The organism is Caballeronia arationis (assembly GCF_001544975.2).
In the GTDB taxonomy this organism is placed as follows: domain Bacteria; phylum Pseudomonadota; class Gammaproteobacteria; order Burkholderiales; family Burkholderiaceae; genus Caballeronia; species Caballeronia arationis.
On sequence record NZ_FCOG02000008.1, the window covers coordinates 76,768 to 95,275 of the forward strand.

Genomic DNA, 18,508 nt, shown 5'->3' on the forward strand with positions numbered 1-18,508 from the left:
TCAGCGACCGGTATCGGCGGCGCGCGCGACCTGGTGCGTCTCGTGGCTGTCTTGTGTTTCGTGATTCGATTGCGCTTCGGCGGGTTCTATCGTCTTTTGCTCGGCACTCGCCTGAGCGGTCTGCGACTCGGCGGCCTTCTCACCGGCCTTGTCGTTGACCTTTTCCGATCGATGGATCACGGCCCGCTCGGGCCTCTCCGCCGCAGCGAAAGCGTTCGCGGACGGCTCGACGTGTGCCGCGCGGATCACGGCCACAGGCGCTGTCTCGGCTGCGCGCAGCCGCTCGCGTTCTTTCCTGTCGGGCGAACGCAGATCGAGCGCCGTCTGCACGCCGGTCACGCCCGGCACGACTTCAGGCTCGGCGTGCTTCGCCGCGCGCGCACCCTTGCGCTTGGGCTTCACGGCGAGCGCGGGCGCGGCGGCCATCACTTCGTCGAGCGCCATCTTCGCCGCCGCCTGCTCGGCTGCGCGGCGGCTCGCGCCGGAGCCCGACACCTTCACGTCGAGCTTCGGCACCGTGCATTCCACTTCGAACTGCTGGTTGTGCGCAGCGCCGTGCGTCGCGACGACGGTATAAGTCGGCAGCGCGATCTTGTGGCCTTGCAGATATTCCTGGAGCAGCGTCTTCGCGTCCTTGCCGATGGTGCGCGGATCGATGTGATCGAGAATCGGTGCGTAGAGACGCTTGATGACCGTATGCGCCGCGTCGAATCCGCCATCGAGGAAGACCGCGCCGAAGATCGCTTCGAGCGTGTCGGCCAGAATCGACGGACGACGGAAGCCACCGCTGCGCAGTTCGCCTTCGCCGAGGCGCAGCGCCTCGGAGACGTTCAGCGCCTGCGCGATTTCGTAAAGCGACTGCTGTTTGACGAGATTGGCGCGGACTCGGGAAAGATCGCCTTCGTCGAGTTTTCCGAATCGTTGGAACAAAAGCGCGGCTACCACGCAATTTAGAACGGAATCGCCGAGAAATTCGAGCCGTTCGTTGTGCGTGGCACTATGACTGCGGTGGGTCATCGCCTGGCGCAGCAATTCCGCATTGCGAAATTCGTACCGCAGCCGGCTTTCCAACGGAGATGAGGGCATGGACAGAGTATAACGCGGCGCCGGGAGCGGGGATTCCGGCCGGAAAACGGGGGAAAGCGCGTGAAGATGCGACGTTAGCCGCGCTTCTTCACGCCGTTTCGAAGCATTGAGGATCGAGTGCGACACACGACCGGCGTCGCTGCGTACTTACTCGAATCGAACGCACACGATGTGTGTCACTGAAACGAACCGATGCGCTTCAGGTTGCTGAAGTTCATCCAGATGAAGAACGCGCGGCCGACGATGTTGTTGTCCGGCACAAAGCCCCAGTAGCGGCTGTCCGCGCTGTTGTCGCGGTTGTCGCCCATCATGAAGTAGTGGCCCGGCGGCACCTTGCAGGTCACGCCCTGCGCGTTGTAGACACAGTTGTCGCGATACGGGAAGTCGTCCGCGCCGATGACGAACGGCGGCACTTGCGGATTGTTCAGGATCGCGTTCCTGCGGCCACCGAGGTCCTCGACGAACTGCTTCGCGTAGCCGATGCGTTCGTCGTCGAAGTAGTCAGGCTGCGCGGTTTCGGGCACCGGCTTGCCGTTGATGGTGAGCTTCTTGTCTTCGTACGCGACGGTATCGCCCGGCAGGCCGATCACGCGCTTGATGTAGTCGACCGATTCGTCTTTCGGATAGCGGAACACGACCACGTCGCCGCGCGTAAGCGGCTTGCCTTCGGTCAGCTTCGTGTTGCTGATCGGCAGACGCAGGCCGTATTCGTACTTGTTCACGAGGATGAAGTCGCCGACCAGGAGCGTCGGCACCATCGAGCCCGACGGAATCTTGAACGGCTCGACCACGAACGAGCGCACGACGAACACGACCAGAATCACCGGAAAGAAGCTCGCCGTGTATTCGAGCCACCATGGCTGGCGCAGCTTGTCGTCGCGCAGCCGGGCGCGTGTCTCGGTTGCGTTCTCATCGGCGAAACGCTCGCCGACGCGTTCCTGCTGCCGGTCGAATTCGGCGACTGCGGCATCGGCGGCATGGCGCCGTTGCGGCAGGAAAACGAGCTTGTCTAGCACCCACGCAATACCCGTCAAAATGACGAGGATCAAAAGAATCAACGCAAAATTCATCAATCGTATCCGGTTGTTATCGCCGTTTTTTCGTTATGGACTGCGCGCGGCGCAAACGCGCGGCGTCAGTCGTCGACGCGCAGGATGGCGAGGAACGCCTCCTGCGGAATCTCGACGGAGCCGACCTGCTTCATCCGCTTCTTGCCCGCCTTCTGTTTCTCGAGCAGTTTCTTCTTACGCGAGATGTCGCCGCCGTAGCACTTCGCGAGCACGTTTTTGCGCAGCGCCTTGATGTTCTCGCGCGCGATGATGTTTGCGCCGATGGTCGCCTGGATCGCGACGTCGTACATCTGGCGCGGAATCAGCTCGCGCATCTTCGACGCCACCTCGCGACCGCGATGCTGGCTCTGCGAGCGATGCACGATCACCGACAGCGCGTCGACCTTGTCGCCGTTGATCAGCATGTCGACCTTCACGACGTCCGCCGCGCGGTATTCCTTGAACTCATAGTCCATCGACGCATAGCCGCGCGACGTCGACTTCAGGCGGTCGAAGAAGTCGAGCACGATTTCCGCCATCGGGATTTCGTACGTGAGCTGAACCTGGCGCCCGTGATACTGCATGTTGATCTGCTGACCGCGCTTGTTCGTGCAAAGCGTGATGACCGAGCCGACGTACTCCTGCGGCATGTACAGGTTCACGGTCACGATCGGCTCGCGCACTTCCTCGATCTTCGGCGGTTCCGGCATCTTCGCCGGGTTCTCGACCTGGATCACGGTGCCGTCGCGCTGGACGACCTCGTAGACCACGGTCGGCGCGGTCGTGATGAGGTCCATGTCGAATTCGCGTTCCAGCCGCTCCTGCACGATCTCCATGTGCAACAGGCCGAGAAAGCCGCAACGGAAGCCGAAGCCGAGCGCCTGCGACACTTCCGGCTCGTACTGCAGCGAGGAGTCGTTCAGCTTCAGCTTTTCGAGCGATTCGCGCAGCGCGTCGTACTGGTTCGCTTCGACCGGATAGAGGCCCGCGAACACCTGCGGCTTCACTTCCTTGAAGCCCGGCAGCGGTTTGGAAGCCGGCTTCGCGGCGAGCGTGACCGTATCGCCGACCTTCGCCGCCGTCAGTTCCTTGATGCCCGCGATGATGAAGCCCACCTGCCCCGCCGACAGCGACGCGAGACTGGTCGACTTCGGCGCGAACACGCCAAGGCTTTCGACCGGATACTGCGCGCCGGTCGCCATCATCTTGATCTTGTCCTTCGGACGCAGCGTGCCGTTCACGATGCGCACGAGCATCACGACACCGACGTAGTTGTCGAACCACGAATCGATGATGAGCGCCTGCAGCGGTGCTTCCGGGTCGCCCTTCGGCGGCGGCACCTTGACGATCAGCGCTTCGAGCACGTCCTGCACGCCCAGCCCCGTCTTCGCACTGCAATGCACGGCGTCGGTGGCGTCGATGCCGATCACGTCCTCGATTTCCTCGATCGCGTTCTCGGGATTAGCGGCCGGCAGGTCGATCTTGTTCAGGACCGGCACGACTTCGACGCCGAGTTCGATCGCGGTGTAGCAGTTGGCGACGGTCTGCGCCTCAACGCCCTGGCTCGCGTCGACAACGAGCAACGCGCCTTCGCACGCCGACAGCGACCGGCTGACTTCGTAGGAGAAGTCGACGTGGCCCGGGGTATCGATGAGGTTCAGGTTGTAGACCTGGCCGTCGCGCGCCTTGTAGCTGAGCGCAGCAGTCTGCGCCTTGATCGTGATGCCGCGCTCGCGTTCGAGATCCATCGAGTCGAGAACCTGCGCTTCCATTTCGCGGTCGGACAAGCCGCCGCACAACTGGATGATGCGGTCGGCGAGCGTCGATTTGCCGTGGTCGATGTGCGCAATGATCGAAAAGTTGCGAATATGATTCATTCAGTGCCGATCAAGCGAAAAAGGCGCGCCCTGACTAAACGCGGAGCACGCCTTGAGAATGGGGGAAAACCTCAGCATTTTAGCCGAAACGGGGTCCGGCCGGCGTTTTTTGCGGCGCGGGCCCTTGTTGCCCGGCCGCGCCGACCGATTTCAGGAGGGCGCGAGGCGCGCTTCGAGCGCCGCGCGCACGCGGGGCGCATCCAGCCGGTAGTGGCAAAGCTCGACGCCATCGAGCACCAGAACGGGCACCAGTTCGTCGTAGCGCGCCGCCAGGACCGGATCGGCGTCGATATCGATGTCGATCCATTCGATGGCAGCGCCGAATTGCGCCGCCACCGGTTCGAGTTCGGCGCGCATCTCGTCGCACAGATGGCACCACGCGCGCCCGTAGAGCGTGAACGATGCCATCGCGCCTTCCTTACTTCTGCGGCTGCACACGCGGGCGCAACGGCACGAACTGCGTGTTGTCGCCGCGCCGCACGAGCACCGCGACCATCTTGCCCGGATCGACGTTCTGCGCGACCGCTTCGAACTGCTTCGCGCTTGTGATGTCGGTGTCACCGATGCGCAGGATGATGTCGCCCTTCTGGAAGCCCGCGCGCGCCGCCGGTCCTTCCACCGCATCGATCAGCACGCCGTTCGTCAGCTTCAGCGCCTTCTTCTGGTCGGCGGAAATGTCGCTGACTGCCATGCCGAGCGAATTGCTCGCGCGCTCCTTCGGTGCCGGCGGCTTCTTCTGCTCGGTCTTGGCGACCTTATCCGGCTGCATCTCGGCGATCGTGATCGGCAGGTCGCGCGTCTGGCCCTTGCGCCACACGGTGACGGTCGCCTTCGAGCCCGGCTTGCTGTCGCCGACCATGCGCGGCAGGTCGGTCGCGGTCTCCACGTTGTGGCCGTTGAACTTCAGGATGATGTCGCCCGGCTGAATACCCGCCTTGTCGGCCGGGCCGTTCGGTTCGACGCTGGATACCAGCGCGCCCTGCGCCTTCGGCAACCCGAGCGATTCGGCGACGTCCTTCGTCACCTCGCCGATCGCCACCGCGATCCGGCCGCGCACGACCTTGCCCACCGTCTTCAGCTGGTCCGCGACGCGCATCGCCTCGTCGATCGGAATCGCGAACGAGATGCCCATGAAACCGCCGGTGCGGCTGTAGATCTGCGAGTTGATGCCGATGACTTCACCCGCCATGTTGATGAGCGGACCGCCGGAGTTGCCTGGGTTCACCGCGACATCGGTCTGGATGAACGGCAGGTAGTCGCCCGTATCTCGCCCTTTCGCGCTGACGATGCCGGCCGTCACCGTGTTGTCGAGCCCGAACGGCGACCCGATCGCGAGCACCCATTCGCCCACGCGCACCTTGTTCGAATCGCCGATGGTGATCGCCGGCAGGTTCGACGCGTTGATCTTCACGACGGCGACGTCTGTGCGCTCGTCCACGCCGACGAGCCGCGCCTTGAACTCGCGCTTGTCGGTGAGCGTGACGTAGATGGTGTCGGCGTCGTCGACGACGTGCGCATTCGTCATCACGTAGCCGTCTGTCGAGAGAATGAAGCCGGAGCCGACGCCGCTGCTCTGCTCGGCGTTGTCCTGGCTGTCGTCGGGCAGCGCGCCGCGGCCGCCGCCGCCCTTGCCGCCGTCGCTTCCGCCGCCCTGGCCGCCCCCTCCTCCACCGCCACGCGGCGCGCCCGGCTGGCCGGGCATCGGAATGCCGAAGAAACGCCGGAAGAAGTCGGACATGTCGCCTTCGTCGAGGCCGGGCGGGAGTCCGCGCAGATCGCTGCTCGTGCCGACGCGCGATGTCGTGCGAATATTCACGACCGACGGACCCACGCGGTCGACGAGGGTCGCGAAATCGGGCAAGGTCACTGTCGGCGTAGGCGCGGCTACCGCGTTCGAAACGAACGGCAGGCAGACCGCGAGCGCCGCGGCCGCGAGAAACCTGCGCAGCGAGGAGTTGCTCATATAGGAGGCCGAGGGATTACTTGGAAGGCTTGTATTCTATGGCAGAAGCAAATTGCTGCAACGTGGCTTGCGGCACTTCCCCTAGCAAAGTAATCCAGAAATCGCCGCGGCGCTTGACCAGAACGTGCGTCGCGCCGGTATTACCCGCGCCTTCCTTGCGCGAATTCTTCTCCACCGGCTCGACGAAGATCGAAATGGCGGCGAGGCCGTCGGAAAACACGGCCTGGTCGACCGGGATCGGCGGCTGACCCTCTTCGCGCGACGCCATCGGACGACGCAGTTCGCGAATCTTTCTGAAGCCGGCGATGTTCGGCGTCAACTGCCAGCCTTGCGCTTCCATGTCGACCGGTTGAACGGGCGGACGCACGACCGTCCAGCCGGTCGTATTGCGGATGCCGTTCGCGATCGCGGCCTTGTCGACCGGCCCGCCGATGCGTACCTGCGAAAACGAAAGCTGCTCGAGCACCTGACCGTCCGGATCGAGCGTCTGCGCGCGCAGCAGCAGACCTGTCCTGGCATCGGCCCAGAGCTTGTAGGCGAAACGATAGGAATCTTTCGGATCGAGTTCGATGACCTGGCTGTCGACGCCCGCGACGCGGTCCGTCCCGAGCATTTTCGGCTCATAGACCGACAGCACCTGATCGCCGCTCGTTGCAAGCAGCGCGGGGAACGAGTCTTTGTTCTGCCGCTTTTCGACGACGCACAAATGCCGTTCGGGGACGAACGTGTACATGTCGTCGTCGTGGCGAAGCATGCGGCGCGGCTTGCCGTCGAGACTTTCGAGCGATTCGTATTCGCCGTCGCCACGCGCGGCGACGTGCGTGATGCGCGACGACTGCACCGTCGCCCCGCGCTGATAGACGAACGTGCCTTCGTAGTTCTGCTGCTGCGCCGCTTCGTGGATCCGGTTGAGCAGTTCCGCCGCGGCACGGCGCGTGGCGACGGGATCGTCGCCTTGCGCAAAAGCACCCGATGCTGCGGTCAACAATGCGGCTGCACAGAACATCAATGCCGGCAGCCGCCCCCAATATCCCCGATAGGTCGTCTTGTTCAACCGCAATCTTTGCATCGATTATTGGCCTTGCGTGGTGGCGGCTGCGCGAATCAGAGGCATCGAGCCGGGCACGACGGGTTGCTGCGAGAACTGTTGATGCGCTTCGAGATATTGATCGAGGTTCGCGTCGCGGATGATGTTCGCTTCGACGATCGCCGGACGCGCCGTGGCCGCCGGAATCGACGCCATAGCCACGCGCTGCATCGAATCCGCCGGAGCGACGCTCGCGATTTGCGCGCCACCGCGGCTGTCGACGCCCTGCAACTGCGGCACGACGATCCACGTCAGCGTGGCCGCGGCGGCGGCAACCGCGAACGCCGGCACGACGCGACGGCGCAGCATGCCTGCGCGCGACTTCGCGGAAGCCAGTACAGACAGCGCGGCGGGCGCGAGCATATGCACTTCCGCTTCGAAGCGCTGCGAGAACGACGCCATGAATGCACTGCTGGTTGCGGGACTGACCGCCAGATCGTCGGAACGCAGCGCGTCGCCGATCAGGTGGTACTCGGACCATGCTGCACGGTCCTCGTTCTTCAATTCCGACAGAAACTGACTGATGTTCCCAAGCTCGTCGAGCGATTCCCCGTCAACGAACGCCGACATACGCTCGCCACGCGAGCCCGCTTGCGATTGCATCGAGACCGACCCCATGATGCTCCCCATCCTTTGACTACACCCCGTAGTGACACCAACTAACCCAGATATTGCATCCTTGTCCCGCGCGAATTTCGCCGCTTACCAGCGCTTGCCTTCGGGAGTGTCCAACAACGGACGCAATTTTGCCGCAATGGCTTCGCGAGCACGGAAAATTCTCGATCTGACGGTGCCGATCGGGCAGCCCATCATCTCGGCGATTTCCTCGTAGCTCAGTCCCTCGATTTCTCGAAGGGTTATGGCGGTGCGCAACTCTTCCGGTAAAACCGCCATCGCAGCATTGACCGTCTGTGCGATCTGCTTGCTCATCAACATCGACTCAGGCGTGTTGATATCCCTTAGTTGGTCCGCGTCGGAGAAAGTTTCCGCTTCTTCTGCGTCTGCCTCGGTAGAAGTTGGAGCGCGGCGCCCCTGGGTGGCAAGGTAATTCTTTGCGGTGTTCACCGCAATCCGGTAAAGCCACGTATAAAACGCCGATTCGCCACGAAATTGCGGCAACGCGCGGTAAGCCTTGATAAAGGCGTCCTGGGCGACGTCCTCGACCTCGGCGGGGTCCCGCACGAGGCGCGAGATCAGTCGAATGATCTTGCGGTGGTATTTGGCGACCAGTAGCTCGAACGCTGCCTTGTCGCCTTTCTGCACGCGTTCGACCAAAACCTGGTCGATTTCTTTTTCGCTCACCTGGGAAATCCGTTAACTTTTGGGGTGCTTCGCGGACGGCTATTGTAGCGTTCCCGCCGATGCGCCACGGCGGGTGCTCATGAGCCGTTACAGTCGTTACAGAACGGCGTGGGCACCGCGGCGCGCCCGCACGGAGAGTTCGCGGAAGACATCGCGTTCGACGGCATCGGCGGCGATCAGGACGCGCGCCTCGTGCCCGTCGGCCGACAGCAGCGTCAGCGCGAGCAGGCAGTCGCTCCATTGAGCGCAGCCGGTGATCTGCCCATATTGCGCCGTTCCGGCCCGATTCCAAGTGGTGAGGCCGCCGGATGTGAACCGGAACGCGACCGGCTGGCGCCCCGCCCATGCGCGGGCACCGAGGCTCAGAACGAAGAAGGCGACGAGCGCGGCGATGACGCCATCGAGGAAACCCGACCTCGCGGCGACGCACTGAAACACCGACGCCACCGCGACACCGACAAAACCGGCCGTCGCGCCGAGCAGCATCCGCGAAGCTCGCAGGAGGTGGCGGGCCGGCGCGTGGCCGCCATGATGAGGTTCGAAAGCGCCCGGCAACGACTTTCCCCGACGATGCCGAGCGCCAGCCGCTCAGTGACGCTTGAACACGAGCGAACCGTTCGTTCCGCCGAAGCCGAACGAGTTCTTCACCGCCACGTCGATCTTCATCTCCCGCGCGGTGTTCGCGCAGTAGTCCAGGTCGCATTGCGGGTCCTGGTTGAAGATGTTGATGGTCGGCGGCGACACCTGATTGTGGATCGCGAGCACGGTGAACACCGATTCCAGGCCGCCCGCGCCGCCGAGCAGGTGCCCGGTCATCGACTTGGTGGAGTTCACCACGACCTTCTTCGCATGATCGCCAAGAGCGCGCTTGATGCCCGTGGTTTCCGCGATGTCGCCAAGCGGCGTGGAGGTGCCGTGCGCGTTCACGTAGTTCACCTCGTCCGGGTTGATCTTCGCGTTTTTCATCGCGTTGACCATCGCGCGGCGGCCGCCGTCGCCGTCTTCGGGCGGCGCCGTCATGTGGTACGCGTCGCCGCTCATGCCGTAGCCCGACACTTCCGCGTAGATCTTCGCGCCGCGCGCCTTGGCGTGCTCGTACTCTTCGAGCACCATCACGCCCGCGCCTTCGCCGAGCACGAAGCCGTCGCGGTCCTTGTCCCACGGACGGCTGGCGGTCGCGGGATCGTCATTGCGCTGCGACAGCGCGCGCGCCGCCGCAAAGCCGCCGATACCGAGCGGCGAAACCGTCGCCTCCGCGCCGCCGGCGATCATCACGTCGGCGTCGCCGTATTCGATCAGGCGCGACGCCTCGCCGATGCAGTGCAGGCCGGTCGTGCAGGCCGTGACGATCGCGAGATTCGGGCCCTTCAGGCCGAAGCGGATCGACAGATGGCCGGAGATCATGTTGATGATCGACGCCGGCACGAAGAACGGCGAGATCCGGCGCGGGCCGCGGTTGAGCAGCTCTGTCTGCGTGATTTCGATCATCGGCAGGCCGCCGATGCCCGAGCCCACGACCACGCCCACGCGCTCCGAGTTTTCCTCGGTGATTTCGAGCCCGCTGTCCTGCATGGCCTGCACGCCCGCGGCGATGCCGTAATGGATGAAGGTATCCATATGGCGCGCTTCCTTGCCGGGCATGTAGTCCTCGACATTGAAGCCCTTCACCTCGCCCGCAAAGCGCGTGGAGAAGTTCGACGCGTCGAACTTCGTGATCTCGGCGATGCCGGACTTGCCCGCCACCAGATTGGCCCAGCCGTCGGCAACGGTATTGCCGACAGGCGAAATCAGCCCAAGGCCTGTAACAACAACACGACGACGGCTCACGGTAACCCCTTATCCATAGATGACAATAAAGCAAAAGCCACAGCGGCCACAGGAACTTGCCCTGTTAGCCCTGTGGCTGTTATATCGGTCTCGGTCGCGACAGAGCGTCAAGCCCGCTTGCGATGAGGTGCTGGCGCGTCCGGGCCTTAGGCCTTGACGTTCGCGCGAGCGTAGTCGATCGCCTGCTGGACGGTCGTGATCTTCTCGGCTTCTTCATCGGGGATTTCCATGCCGAATTCGTCTTCCAGAGCCATCACCAGTTCGACGGTGTCGAGCGAGTCAGCGCCCAGATCGTTGACGAACGAAGCTTCGTTCTTGATTTCGGCTTCGGCGACGCCCAGTTGTTCCGCGACGATCTTTTTCACGCGCTGTTCGATATTGTCCATGCAGCCCTCCGAGGGAAATTAGGTTCAGAAATGCGAGTGCGCGCATTTTATCAGGTTTGTACCCGCAAAAAGCGGCGCTTCAGTTTCGTGCTTTCGACGCGCGACGCAGGCTCATGGCCGGTCACGCGCGATCCATCGACTTCGTTCATTACAGCGCATTTTGCAGGCGCGCGCGATGCTCATTGGAGCATTTTGCGTTCCGCCCGCGGCGCGGATATTAAACGAACGCCTATTACATGTACATGCCGCCGTTTACATGCAGCGTCGTCCCGGTGATGTAGCCCGCGAACGGCGAAGCCAGGAAAGCCACAGCATGCGCGATATCGTCCGGGCTGCCCAGTCGGCCGAGTGGTATCTGGGCCGTGAGCGCGGTGCGCTGCTCTTCCGGCAGGACCTTGGTCATGTCGGTGTCGATGAAGCCCGGCGCGATGCAGTTCACCGTGATTCCGCGACTGCCGATCTCGCGCGCGAGCGCGCGCGTCATGCCCGCGACGCCGGCCTTTGCGGCCGCGTAGTTCGCCTGTCCCGGATTGCCCGACGATCCCACCACCGACGTGATGTTGATGATCCGGCCGCCGCGTGCCTTCATCATCGGGCGCAGCACGGCGCGCGAGAGACGAAATACGGCACGCAGGTTGGTATCGATGACGGCGTCGAATTCGTCGTCCTTCATGCGCATCGCGAGCTGGTCCTTCGTGATGCCCGCATTGTTCACGAGCACGCTGAGGCCGCCGAATTCCTTCACGGTGGCGTCGATGAACGCGTCGGCCGCTGCCGCGTCGTTCACGTTCAGCACGGCGCCGCGCCCCTTCAAACCCGCCTGCTCAAACGCTTCCGTGATGCCGGCCGCGCCGCTTTCGCTCGTCGCCGTGCCGATGACGGTCGCGCCCTGGCGCGCCAGTTCCAGCGCGATCGCGCGCCCGATGCCGCGCGATGCGCCCGTGACGATGGCTACCTGCTTGTCCAAGTTCATGTCGTTGTCCTTGCTCTTCGTTTTTATCCGGCGATCAGCTTGCGCGTTTCTTCCAGCGACGCCGGATCGAAGACCGACGCGCCGACGAGCGTTCCGTCGATGCGCTTCGTCAGCCCTGCGAGCACCTTGCCCGGGCCGCATTCGATCACGTGCGTCACGCCATCGCGGGCCATCGCCTGCACGCATTCGACCCAGCGCACCGGACCGGCCGCCTGACGCACGAGCGCGTCCTTGATCGCGGCGGGATCGTAGGTGATTGCGACGTCGATGTTATTGATCAGCGGAATCTGCGGCGCCTTCACGTCGACTTTGGCGAGATAGTCGCGCAACTGGTCAGACGCCGGCTTCAGGAGCGACGAATGGAACGGCGCCGACACCGGCAGCGGCAGCGCGCGCTTTGCGCCCTTCGCCTTCGCGATCTCGCATGCCTTCTCGACGCCCGCCTTCGCACCCGCGATCACGACCTGCGACGGTGCGTTGAAATTCACCGCCTCGACGACGCCCGCTTCCGATGCCTCGGCGCAGACGGCGCGCACGGCGTCGTCGTCGAGGCCGAGAATCGCGGCCATGCCGCCGACACCGACCGGCACCGCGTTTTGCATCGCCTGCGCGCGAAAACGCACGAGCGGCACGGCGTCCGCGAACGCGAGCGCGCCGGCCGCAACGAGCGCCGTGTATTCGCCGAGGCTATGCCCCGCGACGATCGCGGGTTTCACGCCGGCTTCCTGCTCCCAGACGCGGTAGATCGCATAGGCGGCCGTCAGCATGACGGGCTGGGTGTTGGTCGTGAGATTGAGTTCTTCCGCCGGACCCTCGGCGATCAGCTTCGCGATGTCCTGGTTGAGCGCGTCGGACGCCTGTTGCAGCGTCTCGCGCACCACGGCGTGATCGGCGAATGCGTTGAGCATGCCGACCGATTGCGAACCCTGTCCGGGAAAAACGAACGCAAATTTCATATCGTCCTCGATGAATTGGGATGGCTGACGTGACCGGCGCGGCGCCGGTCGCGGCGCGGGCGATCAGGGGCGCGACGCTCGGCGCCCCTCGACGGTCAGTAGCGGAAGACCGACGCGCCCCAGGTGAAGCCGCCGCCTACGCCTTCGATCAGCACGTTCTGGCCGCGCTTGATGCGGCCGTCGCGCACGGCGACGTCGAGCGCGAGCGGAATCGACGCTGCCGACGTGTTGCCATGCTCGCCAACGGTCACGACCATGCGCTCCTGCGGCAGCCGCAGCTTGCGGCAGGTGCTTTGCATGATGCGGATGTTGGCCTGATGGGGAATCAGCCAGTCAACGTCTTCGGCGGAGAGCTGCGCCTTTTCGAGCGCCTCGACGGCGACTTTCTCCAGCACGTTGACCGCGAGCTTGAACACCGCCTGGCCGTCCATGTGCAGGAAAGCGCTGCCCGCGACCACGCCGCCGTACACGTTGCCGGGGGTGCAGAGGATGTCGGAATAGCTGCCGTCCGCGTGCAGCGCGCTCGCGAGCACGCCCGGCTCCTCGGACGCCTGGAGGATGATCGCGCCCGCGCCGTCGCCGAACAACACGCAGGTAGTGCGGTCCTTGAAGTCGAGGATGCGCGAGAAGGTTTCCGCGCCGACGATCAGCGCCGTGCGGTGCGCGCCGCTGCGAATCAGGCTGTCGGCGACGGCTACGGCGTACGCGAAACCCGAGCAGACGGCCTGCACGTCGAACGCTGCACCGTTGTTCTTGATGCCGAGCTTGTTCTGCAACAGACACGCCGTGCTTGGGAACACGAAGTCCGGCGTGGAGGTCGCGACGATGATCAGGTCGATCGACTGGGGATCGACGCCCGCCGCCTCGATCGCGCTATTGGACGCGCGGAGCGCGAGATCGCTCGTGGTTTCGTCCGGTGCTGCGAAGTGCCGGGCATGGATGCCCGTGCGCGCCACGATCCATTCGTCGCTCGTCTCGACGCCCTGCTTTGCCAGACGGTCTGCCAGATCCTGATTCGTGACGCGGTCGGCCGGCAGATAGCTGCCCGTGCCGAGCACGCGAGAGTAGAGATTGGATTGAGCCATTATGCCTTCGAGGGTAGCGCGGCACCGGGTTCGTCCGGCGCGGGCGGGTGTGGCGGATTAAGCCGACCGGCCGCGACGCCGTTCTCGAGTGCTCCGGCCGCATTGGGTTCGGCGGCCGTGCCGTTTGCGAGACCGGCGTCGAGGGCCGCCTGCTGCATGGGTGCGGCGTTTTCTTCCATCGCGCGCACGAGGCGTTCAAGGACGCCATTTTTGACGGCATCATACCCGCGTTTGATGGCCCACTCAAACCCGTAGGCCTCGGCCGATCCGTGGCTCTTGATGACGAGCCCGCGCAGACCAAGCAGGGCTGCGCCGTTGTACTGGGCCGGGTCGACGCGTCGCTTGAAACGTTTGAGCACCGGCATCGCGACGACCGCCATCAGCTTCGTGGCGAGCGAGCGGCCGAACTCTTCCTTGATCATGTCGGTGAGCATCTTCGCGAGACCTTCGGAGGTCTTCAGCGCGACGTTGCCGACAAAACCGTCGCATACGACGACATCCGTCGTGCCTTTATAGATGTCATTGCCTTCCACGTTGCCGTAGAAGTTGAGCGTGCTCGCGCGCAGCAGCTCGCCCGCGCGCTTGATGGTTTCGTTGCCCTTGATGACTTCTTCGCCGATGTTCAGAAGCCCGATGGTCGGCCGCTCGCGCCCTTCGATCGCGGAGACGAGCGCGTGGCCCATCTCGGCGAACTGCAACAGATGCTGCGGCTCGCAGTCGACGTTCGCGCCGAGGTCAAGTACGGTGGTGTAGCCGCGCTGGCTCGGCATCGCGAAGGCGATCGCCGGCCGCTCGATGCCGGGAAGCGTCTTGAGAACGTAGCGGGAAACGGCCATCAGCGCGCCGGTGTTGCCGGCGGAGATGCAGGTCTGGGCCTCGCCTTCCTTGACGAGATTCAGCGCGACGCGCATCGACGAATCTTTCTTCTTGCGCAGCGCGACTTCGACGGGATCGTCCATCGCGACGACTTCCGTCGCGGGAACGACGGTCAGGCGCGCCTCGTCGGCGGCCTTGCACTTCTTGAGTTGCGCGCGGATCGCGGGCTCGATGCCCACGAGCAGCAGATGTGCGTCCGGATGCGAACGCACGAAATTGACGGCAGCGGGAACCGTCACGGCCGGGCCGTGGTCGCCTCCCATGCAGTCGATGGTGATCTTTACAGTCATGGAGTGCGACGAATTTCAGGCACAAAAAAGCGGCAGTGAAATGCCGCCTTCTTGTCGTACCGAGGAAATGTCAAGCGCGAGCGACCGTAATTCAAAACGGTGACGCGGGACGCAGCAAGCGTCGTGCGCTTAGTCGTTCTTCGTCTTGATGACTTTCTTGCCACGGTAGTAGCCGTTCGGGCTCACGTGGTGACGCAGATGCACTTCACCCGTGCTCGGCTCAACGGCCAGCGGCGCTGCGTTGAGAAAGTCGTGCGAACGGTGCATGCCGCGCTTCGACGGCGATTTCTTGTTTTGCTGAACTGCCATGATAACTCCAGAAAAATTTTGCGAATTCTAACACAGCCCGACGTGCCGGCGACCGCTGGCCGAAAGGCCAGTCAAGGTGCGAAAAAACGTAAACTCGGCTTATCGCGCTACCAGTTAATGCTTCTTGTCGTCGCCGGGGCCGCCCTGCTTGAGCTTTTCGAGCGCGGCGAACGGGTTGGGCCGTGCGGGTTCGTCACCCGATGCGCCTTCACCCCCGTCGGTCTCGCCTTCGATGCCTTCCGTGCCCTCGCCCGAAACCAGGCTTTCGTGCACTTCCGGACACACATCGTGTTTGGGCACGAGCGGCAAGGCCAACAACAACTCCTCTTCGATCAAGTCGACGAGATCGAACTGGCGCGAACCCACGATCACTTCGACTTCATCGTCGTCGAGCGGAAACTCGTCTGCTTCTTCCTCCGTGTCCACGATGCGATAGGTTGCATCGACATCGAGATGCTGCGAATACGGCGAAAGACAGCGCTGACACTCGATCCAGACCGACCCGTGCACCGCAAGCCGCAGATAGGGCTGCGGCGCCTCGGTGCCGTCGTCCTGCAGTTCGGGCTGGGTCGAACCTTCGGCTTGCCAGGTGAACACGGTGTCGCGGTCTGGCGCATCCGCCGGCACTTCGTTTAACATGCGCGGCAGTTGCGAGACGCGCACAGCACCGGCGGCTTGCCGGCCACTCTGAGCGAATTCGTAGATGTCGAGCGCGCGCAGATCGGCGGGGCTCGCAGGTTTGCCAGGATTCTGAGTCATGTGCGCTCCTGCATGTGCCGACGTTAGGACGGATGTTTCTTCCGGTGTTTCCTTCATCTCGCCAGTATGCACCGTGCCGGCAGGTCCGACTGGTGTGGTTTGCCCGAATTCTGCAACCGCCATTTTCGGACCCGTTCCCGGAAAGGCCTTTCGCCGATCCGGCGTGCCCAAGGCAAGGACATACCGATGAAAAGCCCAAAATCATATCGGTTTTGTCTTTACGCGTCAAATACTTAAGGGGTGATTCGTCACCGCCCTTCTTTCCAACGCTTATCCGCCGATTCCATTCATGTCCGACGTTCCCAATTCGCCGCCGCGCCTCGTTCTCGCGTCGGGTTCGCGCTATCGCCGCGAACTGCTCGAACGCCTGCGCATTCCCTTCGATGTGATCGTGCCCGATATCGACGAAACGCCGCTTGACGGCGAAACGCCCGAAGCGACGGCCCTGCGCCTCTCGCTCGCGAAAGCGCGCGCTGCCGCCGGGCGTGCGCCCGGCGCGCTCGTGATCGGCTCCGACCAGGTTGCGACCTTCGACGGCCGCCAGATCGGCAAGCCCGGCACGCACGACAACGCGGTCGCGCAACTGCGGGCGATGCGCGGGCGCAGCATCGCGTTCCACAGCGCGCTGTGCCTCTTCGACAGCCGCTCGGGCGAAGCGCAATCGGCGGATGTCGTCACGCGCGTGCAGTTCCGTGACCTGTCCGACGCCGAGATCGAGGCCTATCTGCTGGCCGAAACGCCCTACGACTGCGCCGGCAGCGCGAAATCCGAGGGACTCGGCATCGCGCTGCTCGACGCGATCGATTCGAACGACCCAACGGCGCTCGTCGGCCTGCCGCTGATCGAGCTGTCGCGGATGCTGCGCGCCGCCGGCTTTCCGTTGCTGGAGGCGCGATGAGCGGCGTCCTGTACCTGATTCCCAACACGCTGGGCGAAGGCGACGCCGACGGGCTCGCGCAAGTCCTTCCGGCGCCGGTCCGCGCACAAGCCGCGGCGCTCTCCTATTACATAGGCGAAAACGCGAAAACGACGCGCGCGTTCCTGAAAAAGGTCGGCACCGAGCGGCCGATCCAGGAAATCGAGGTGCGCGAACTGAACGTGAACACGCCGCCGGGCGAAGTCGAAAAGCTGCTCGCGCCGATTCTCGCTGGCACCGACGCCGGATTGGTCTCGGAAGCGGGATGCCCGGCCGTCGCAGATCCGGGTGCGCTGCTCGTGCGGCGCGCACACGAACGCGGCGTGAAGGTCGTGCCGTTCGTCGGACCGAGTTCGATCCTGCTCGCGCTGATGGCGTCGGGCATGAACGGCCAGAGTTTCGCGTTCAACGGCTATCTGCCCGTCGACGCCAGCGAGCGCGCGAAGCGCCTGCGCGAGCTGGAGCAACTGTCGCGCAAGGCGAACCAGACGCAGATTTTCATCGAGACACCGTATCGCAACCGCGCGCTCCTCGACACGCTGATCGCGACCTGCGCGCCGTCGACGCTCGTGTGCGTCGCCGTCGACCTGACACTGCCCGCCGAAACGATCGTCACGCGCACGGTCGCCGACTGGAAGAAGAAGCCGGCGCCCGACCTGCACAAGCGGCCGGCGATTTTCCTGCTGCTCGGCGCCTGAAATGCAAACGCCACGGTCATCCGTGGCGTTTTTTCATGGCGAGGCGAACCGCGGGATCAGCGCAACTGCATCTTCCCGCCGACGATCAGCGTATGCATCGCGGCATTGCCGACCGCCGCACCGAACTTGCGCGCCACGCGCTCGCTGATGCTCTCCTTTTGCGTGTAATCGATGATATCCGGCTGCTTGATCACCTCGCGCGCGACGTAATCGGCGTCGCCGAAACCGTCGGCGAGACCGAGCGCCACGCCCTTTTCGCCCGTCCAGAACATGCCGGAAAAGAGTTCCGGATCGTTCTTCAGGCGTGTGCCGCGGCCCTGTTTGACGGCGTCGATGAACTGCGCGTGGATCTGGTCGAGCATCTCCTGGGCGTGCGCCGTCATTTGCGGCGTTTCCGGCGAGAACGGGTCGAATGCGCCCTTGTTGTCGCCCGACGTGTGCATCCTGCGCTGGACTCCGAGCTTGTCCATCAGGCCCGTGAAACCGAATCCGTCCATCAGCACGCCGATCGAGCCGACGATGCTCGCACGGTCCACATAGATCTTGTCGGCGGCCGCGGCGACGTAATAGCCGCCCGACGCGCACATGTCGTCGACGACCACATAGAGCGGTTTCGACGGATATTTCGCGCGCAAGCGCTTGATTTCGCGATAAATGATGCCGGCCTGCACGGGCGAGCCGCCCGGACTGTTGATCCGCAGGATCACGCCGGCCGTGCCGTTATCCTCGAATGCGCTTTGCAGGGCCGCGTTGATGTTGTCGGCGCTCGCGTTGCTGTTCGCGGCAATTTCGCCTTCCAGTTCGACGAGCGCCGTGTGGCGCGCGGTTTTCGACACCTTCTCGCCGGTGAAATCAAACGCGCCCCAGACGAGCAGCGCGAGCACGCCCAGCGCGACGAAGCGAAAGAATATTTTCCAGCGCCGCGCGGCGCGCTGCTCGTTGATCGCTGCGAGCGCGATACGCTCGAGCGCGGCACGTTCCCAGTTTTCACCGGCCGGCGGCGGCGTGCGCTTCGAATTTTCTTGGCTATCGGGACTGGCGGGATCGTTCGGAAATTGGTCGGACATGC

20 protein-coding genes are annotated in these 18,508 nt (G+C 63.9%); 2 read left to right on the forward strand and 18 right to left on the reverse strand.

Features of this window, described 5'->3' with window-relative positions:
* The 17 genes from rnc to AWB81_RS07010 form a co-directional block, all read right to left on the reverse strand.
* A complete protein-coding gene (rnc, locus tag AWB81_RS06930) occupies positions 1–1,086 on the reverse strand; it encodes a ribonuclease III (protein WP_235025738.1) in 1,086 nt (361 codons plus the stop codon).
* Between the two features lie 176 nt (positions 1,087–1,262).
* Positions 1,263–2,156 carry a signal peptidase I gene (gene lepB, locus AWB81_RS06935; RefSeq protein ID WP_062633547.1) on the reverse strand — a complete coding sequence of 298 codons (894 nt, stop codon included), beginning with the start codon at positions 2,154–2,156 and terminating at the stop codon, positions 1,263–1,265.
* Positions 2,157–2,221: 65 nt separating this feature from the next.
* Positions 2,222–4,012, reverse strand: coding sequence for a translation elongation factor 4 (lepA, locus tag AWB81_RS06940; RefSeq protein WP_062633549.1), 1,791 nt, complete (start codon positions 4,010–4,012; stop codon positions 2,222–2,224).
* A 150-nt stretch (positions 4,013–4,162) separates the two neighbouring features.
* Complete coding sequence (locus tag AWB81_RS06945) at positions 4,163–4,420, reverse strand: glutaredoxin family protein (RefSeq protein WP_062633551.1); 258 nt, start codon at positions 4,418–4,420, stop codon at positions 4,163–4,165.
* 10 nt (positions 4,421–4,430) lie between these two features.
* Positions 4,431–5,975 carry a DegQ family serine endoprotease gene (locus tag AWB81_RS06950; RefSeq protein WP_062633553.1) on the reverse strand — a complete coding sequence of 515 codons (1,545 nt, stop codon included), beginning with the start codon at positions 5,973–5,975 and terminating at the stop codon, positions 4,431–4,433.
* 16 nt (positions 5,976–5,991) lie between these two features.
* A complete protein-coding gene (locus AWB81_RS06955; protein ID WP_062633555.1) occupies positions 5,992–7,044 on the reverse strand; it encodes a MucB/RseB family sigma factor regulatory protein in 1,053 nt (350 codons plus the stop codon).
* 3 nt (positions 7,045–7,047) lie between these two features.
* Positions 7,048–7,680 carry a sigma-E factor negative regulatory protein gene (locus AWB81_RS06960; RefSeq protein ID WP_062633557.1) on the reverse strand — a complete coding sequence of 211 codons (633 nt, stop codon included), beginning with the start codon at positions 7,678–7,680 and terminating at the stop codon, positions 7,048–7,050.
* Between the two features lie 84 nt (positions 7,681–7,764).
* A complete protein-coding gene (gene rpoE / locus AWB81_RS06965; RefSeq protein WP_035925408.1) occupies positions 7,765–8,364 on the reverse strand; it encodes an RNA polymerase sigma factor RpoE in 600 nt (199 codons plus the stop codon).
* A gap of 96 nt (positions 8,365–8,460) precedes the next feature.
* A complete protein-coding gene (locus AWB81_RS06970; RefSeq protein ID WP_327371677.1) occupies positions 8,461–8,919 on the reverse strand; it encodes a protein YgfX in 459 nt (152 codons plus the stop codon).
* Between the two features lie 33 nt (positions 8,920–8,952).
* A complete protein-coding gene (gene fabF / locus AWB81_RS06975; RefSeq protein WP_062633561.1) occupies positions 8,953–10,191 on the reverse strand; it encodes a beta-ketoacyl-ACP synthase II in 1,239 nt (412 codons plus the stop codon).
* A gap of 146 nt (positions 10,192–10,337) precedes the next feature.
* Positions 10,338–10,577 (reverse strand): acyl carrier protein, encoded by a 240-nt coding sequence (gene acpP, locus AWB81_RS06980; RefSeq protein WP_004197638.1) that lies wholly within the window; start codon positions 10,575–10,577, stop codon positions 10,338–10,340.
* A 232-nt stretch (positions 10,578–10,809) separates the two neighbouring features.
* Positions 10,810–11,550: a 3-oxoacyl-ACP reductase FabG gene (gene fabG / locus AWB81_RS06985; protein WP_062633563.1), complete on the reverse strand. Its 741-nt coding sequence runs from the start codon at positions 11,548–11,550 to the stop codon at positions 10,810–10,812.
* A 23-nt stretch (positions 11,551–11,573) separates the two neighbouring features.
* Positions 11,574–12,506 carry an ACP S-malonyltransferase gene (fabD, locus tag AWB81_RS06990; protein WP_062633565.1) on the reverse strand — a complete coding sequence of 311 codons (933 nt, stop codon included), beginning with the start codon at positions 12,504–12,506 and terminating at the stop codon, positions 11,574–11,576.
* Between the two features lie 95 nt (positions 12,507–12,601).
* Positions 12,602–13,591, reverse strand: a complete 990-nt coding sequence (locus AWB81_RS06995; protein WP_062633567.1) for a beta-ketoacyl-ACP synthase III — start codon at positions 13,589–13,591, stop codon at positions 12,602–12,604.
* Entirely contained in the window at positions 13,591–14,757 is a 1,167-nt protein-coding gene (plsX, locus tag AWB81_RS07000; RefSeq protein WP_062633570.1) for a phosphate acyltransferase PlsX, read from the reverse strand. Before plsX ends, AWB81_RS06995 begins: the two co-directional genes overlap by 1 nt.
* A 129-nt stretch (positions 14,758–14,886) precedes the next feature.
* Positions 14,887–15,066 carry a 50S ribosomal protein L32 gene (gene rpmF / locus AWB81_RS07005; RefSeq protein WP_062633572.1) on the reverse strand — a complete coding sequence of 60 codons (180 nt, stop codon included), beginning with the start codon at positions 15,064–15,066 and terminating at the stop codon, positions 14,887–14,889.
* Between the two features lie 114 nt (positions 15,067–15,180).
* Entirely contained in the window at positions 15,181–15,825 is a 645-nt protein-coding gene (locus AWB81_RS07010) for a YceD family protein (protein WP_062633574.1), read from the reverse strand.
* Between the two features lie 289 nt (positions 15,826–16,114).
* On the opposite strand from AWB81_RS07010, the gene AWB81_RS07015 reads away from it, so the two are divergent.
* Both AWB81_RS07015 and AWB81_RS07020 read left to right on the forward strand, forming a co-directional pair.
* The gene (locus tag AWB81_RS07015) at positions 16,115–16,723 is read left to right on the forward strand and encodes a Maf-like protein (protein WP_062633576.1); all 609 of its coding nucleotides are present in this window, start codon (positions 16,115–16,117) and stop codon (positions 16,721–16,723) included.
* Positions 16,720–17,439, forward strand: coding sequence for an SAM-dependent methyltransferase (locus AWB81_RS07020; RefSeq protein WP_062633578.1), 720 nt, complete (start codon positions 16,720–16,722; stop codon positions 17,437–17,439). The genes AWB81_RS07015 and AWB81_RS07020 overlap by 4 nt, the downstream gene beginning before the upstream one ends.
* A gap of 56 nt (positions 17,440–17,495) precedes the next feature.
* Here the strand turns inward: AWB81_RS07020 and AWB81_RS07025 are convergent, their stop codons facing one another.
* The gene (locus tag AWB81_RS07025) at positions 17,496–18,506 is read right to left on the reverse strand and encodes a S49 family peptidase (protein ID WP_062633580.1); all 1,011 of its coding nucleotides are present in this window, start codon (positions 18,504–18,506) and stop codon (positions 17,496–17,498) included.
* Positions 18,507–18,508 lie beyond the last annotated feature (2 nt).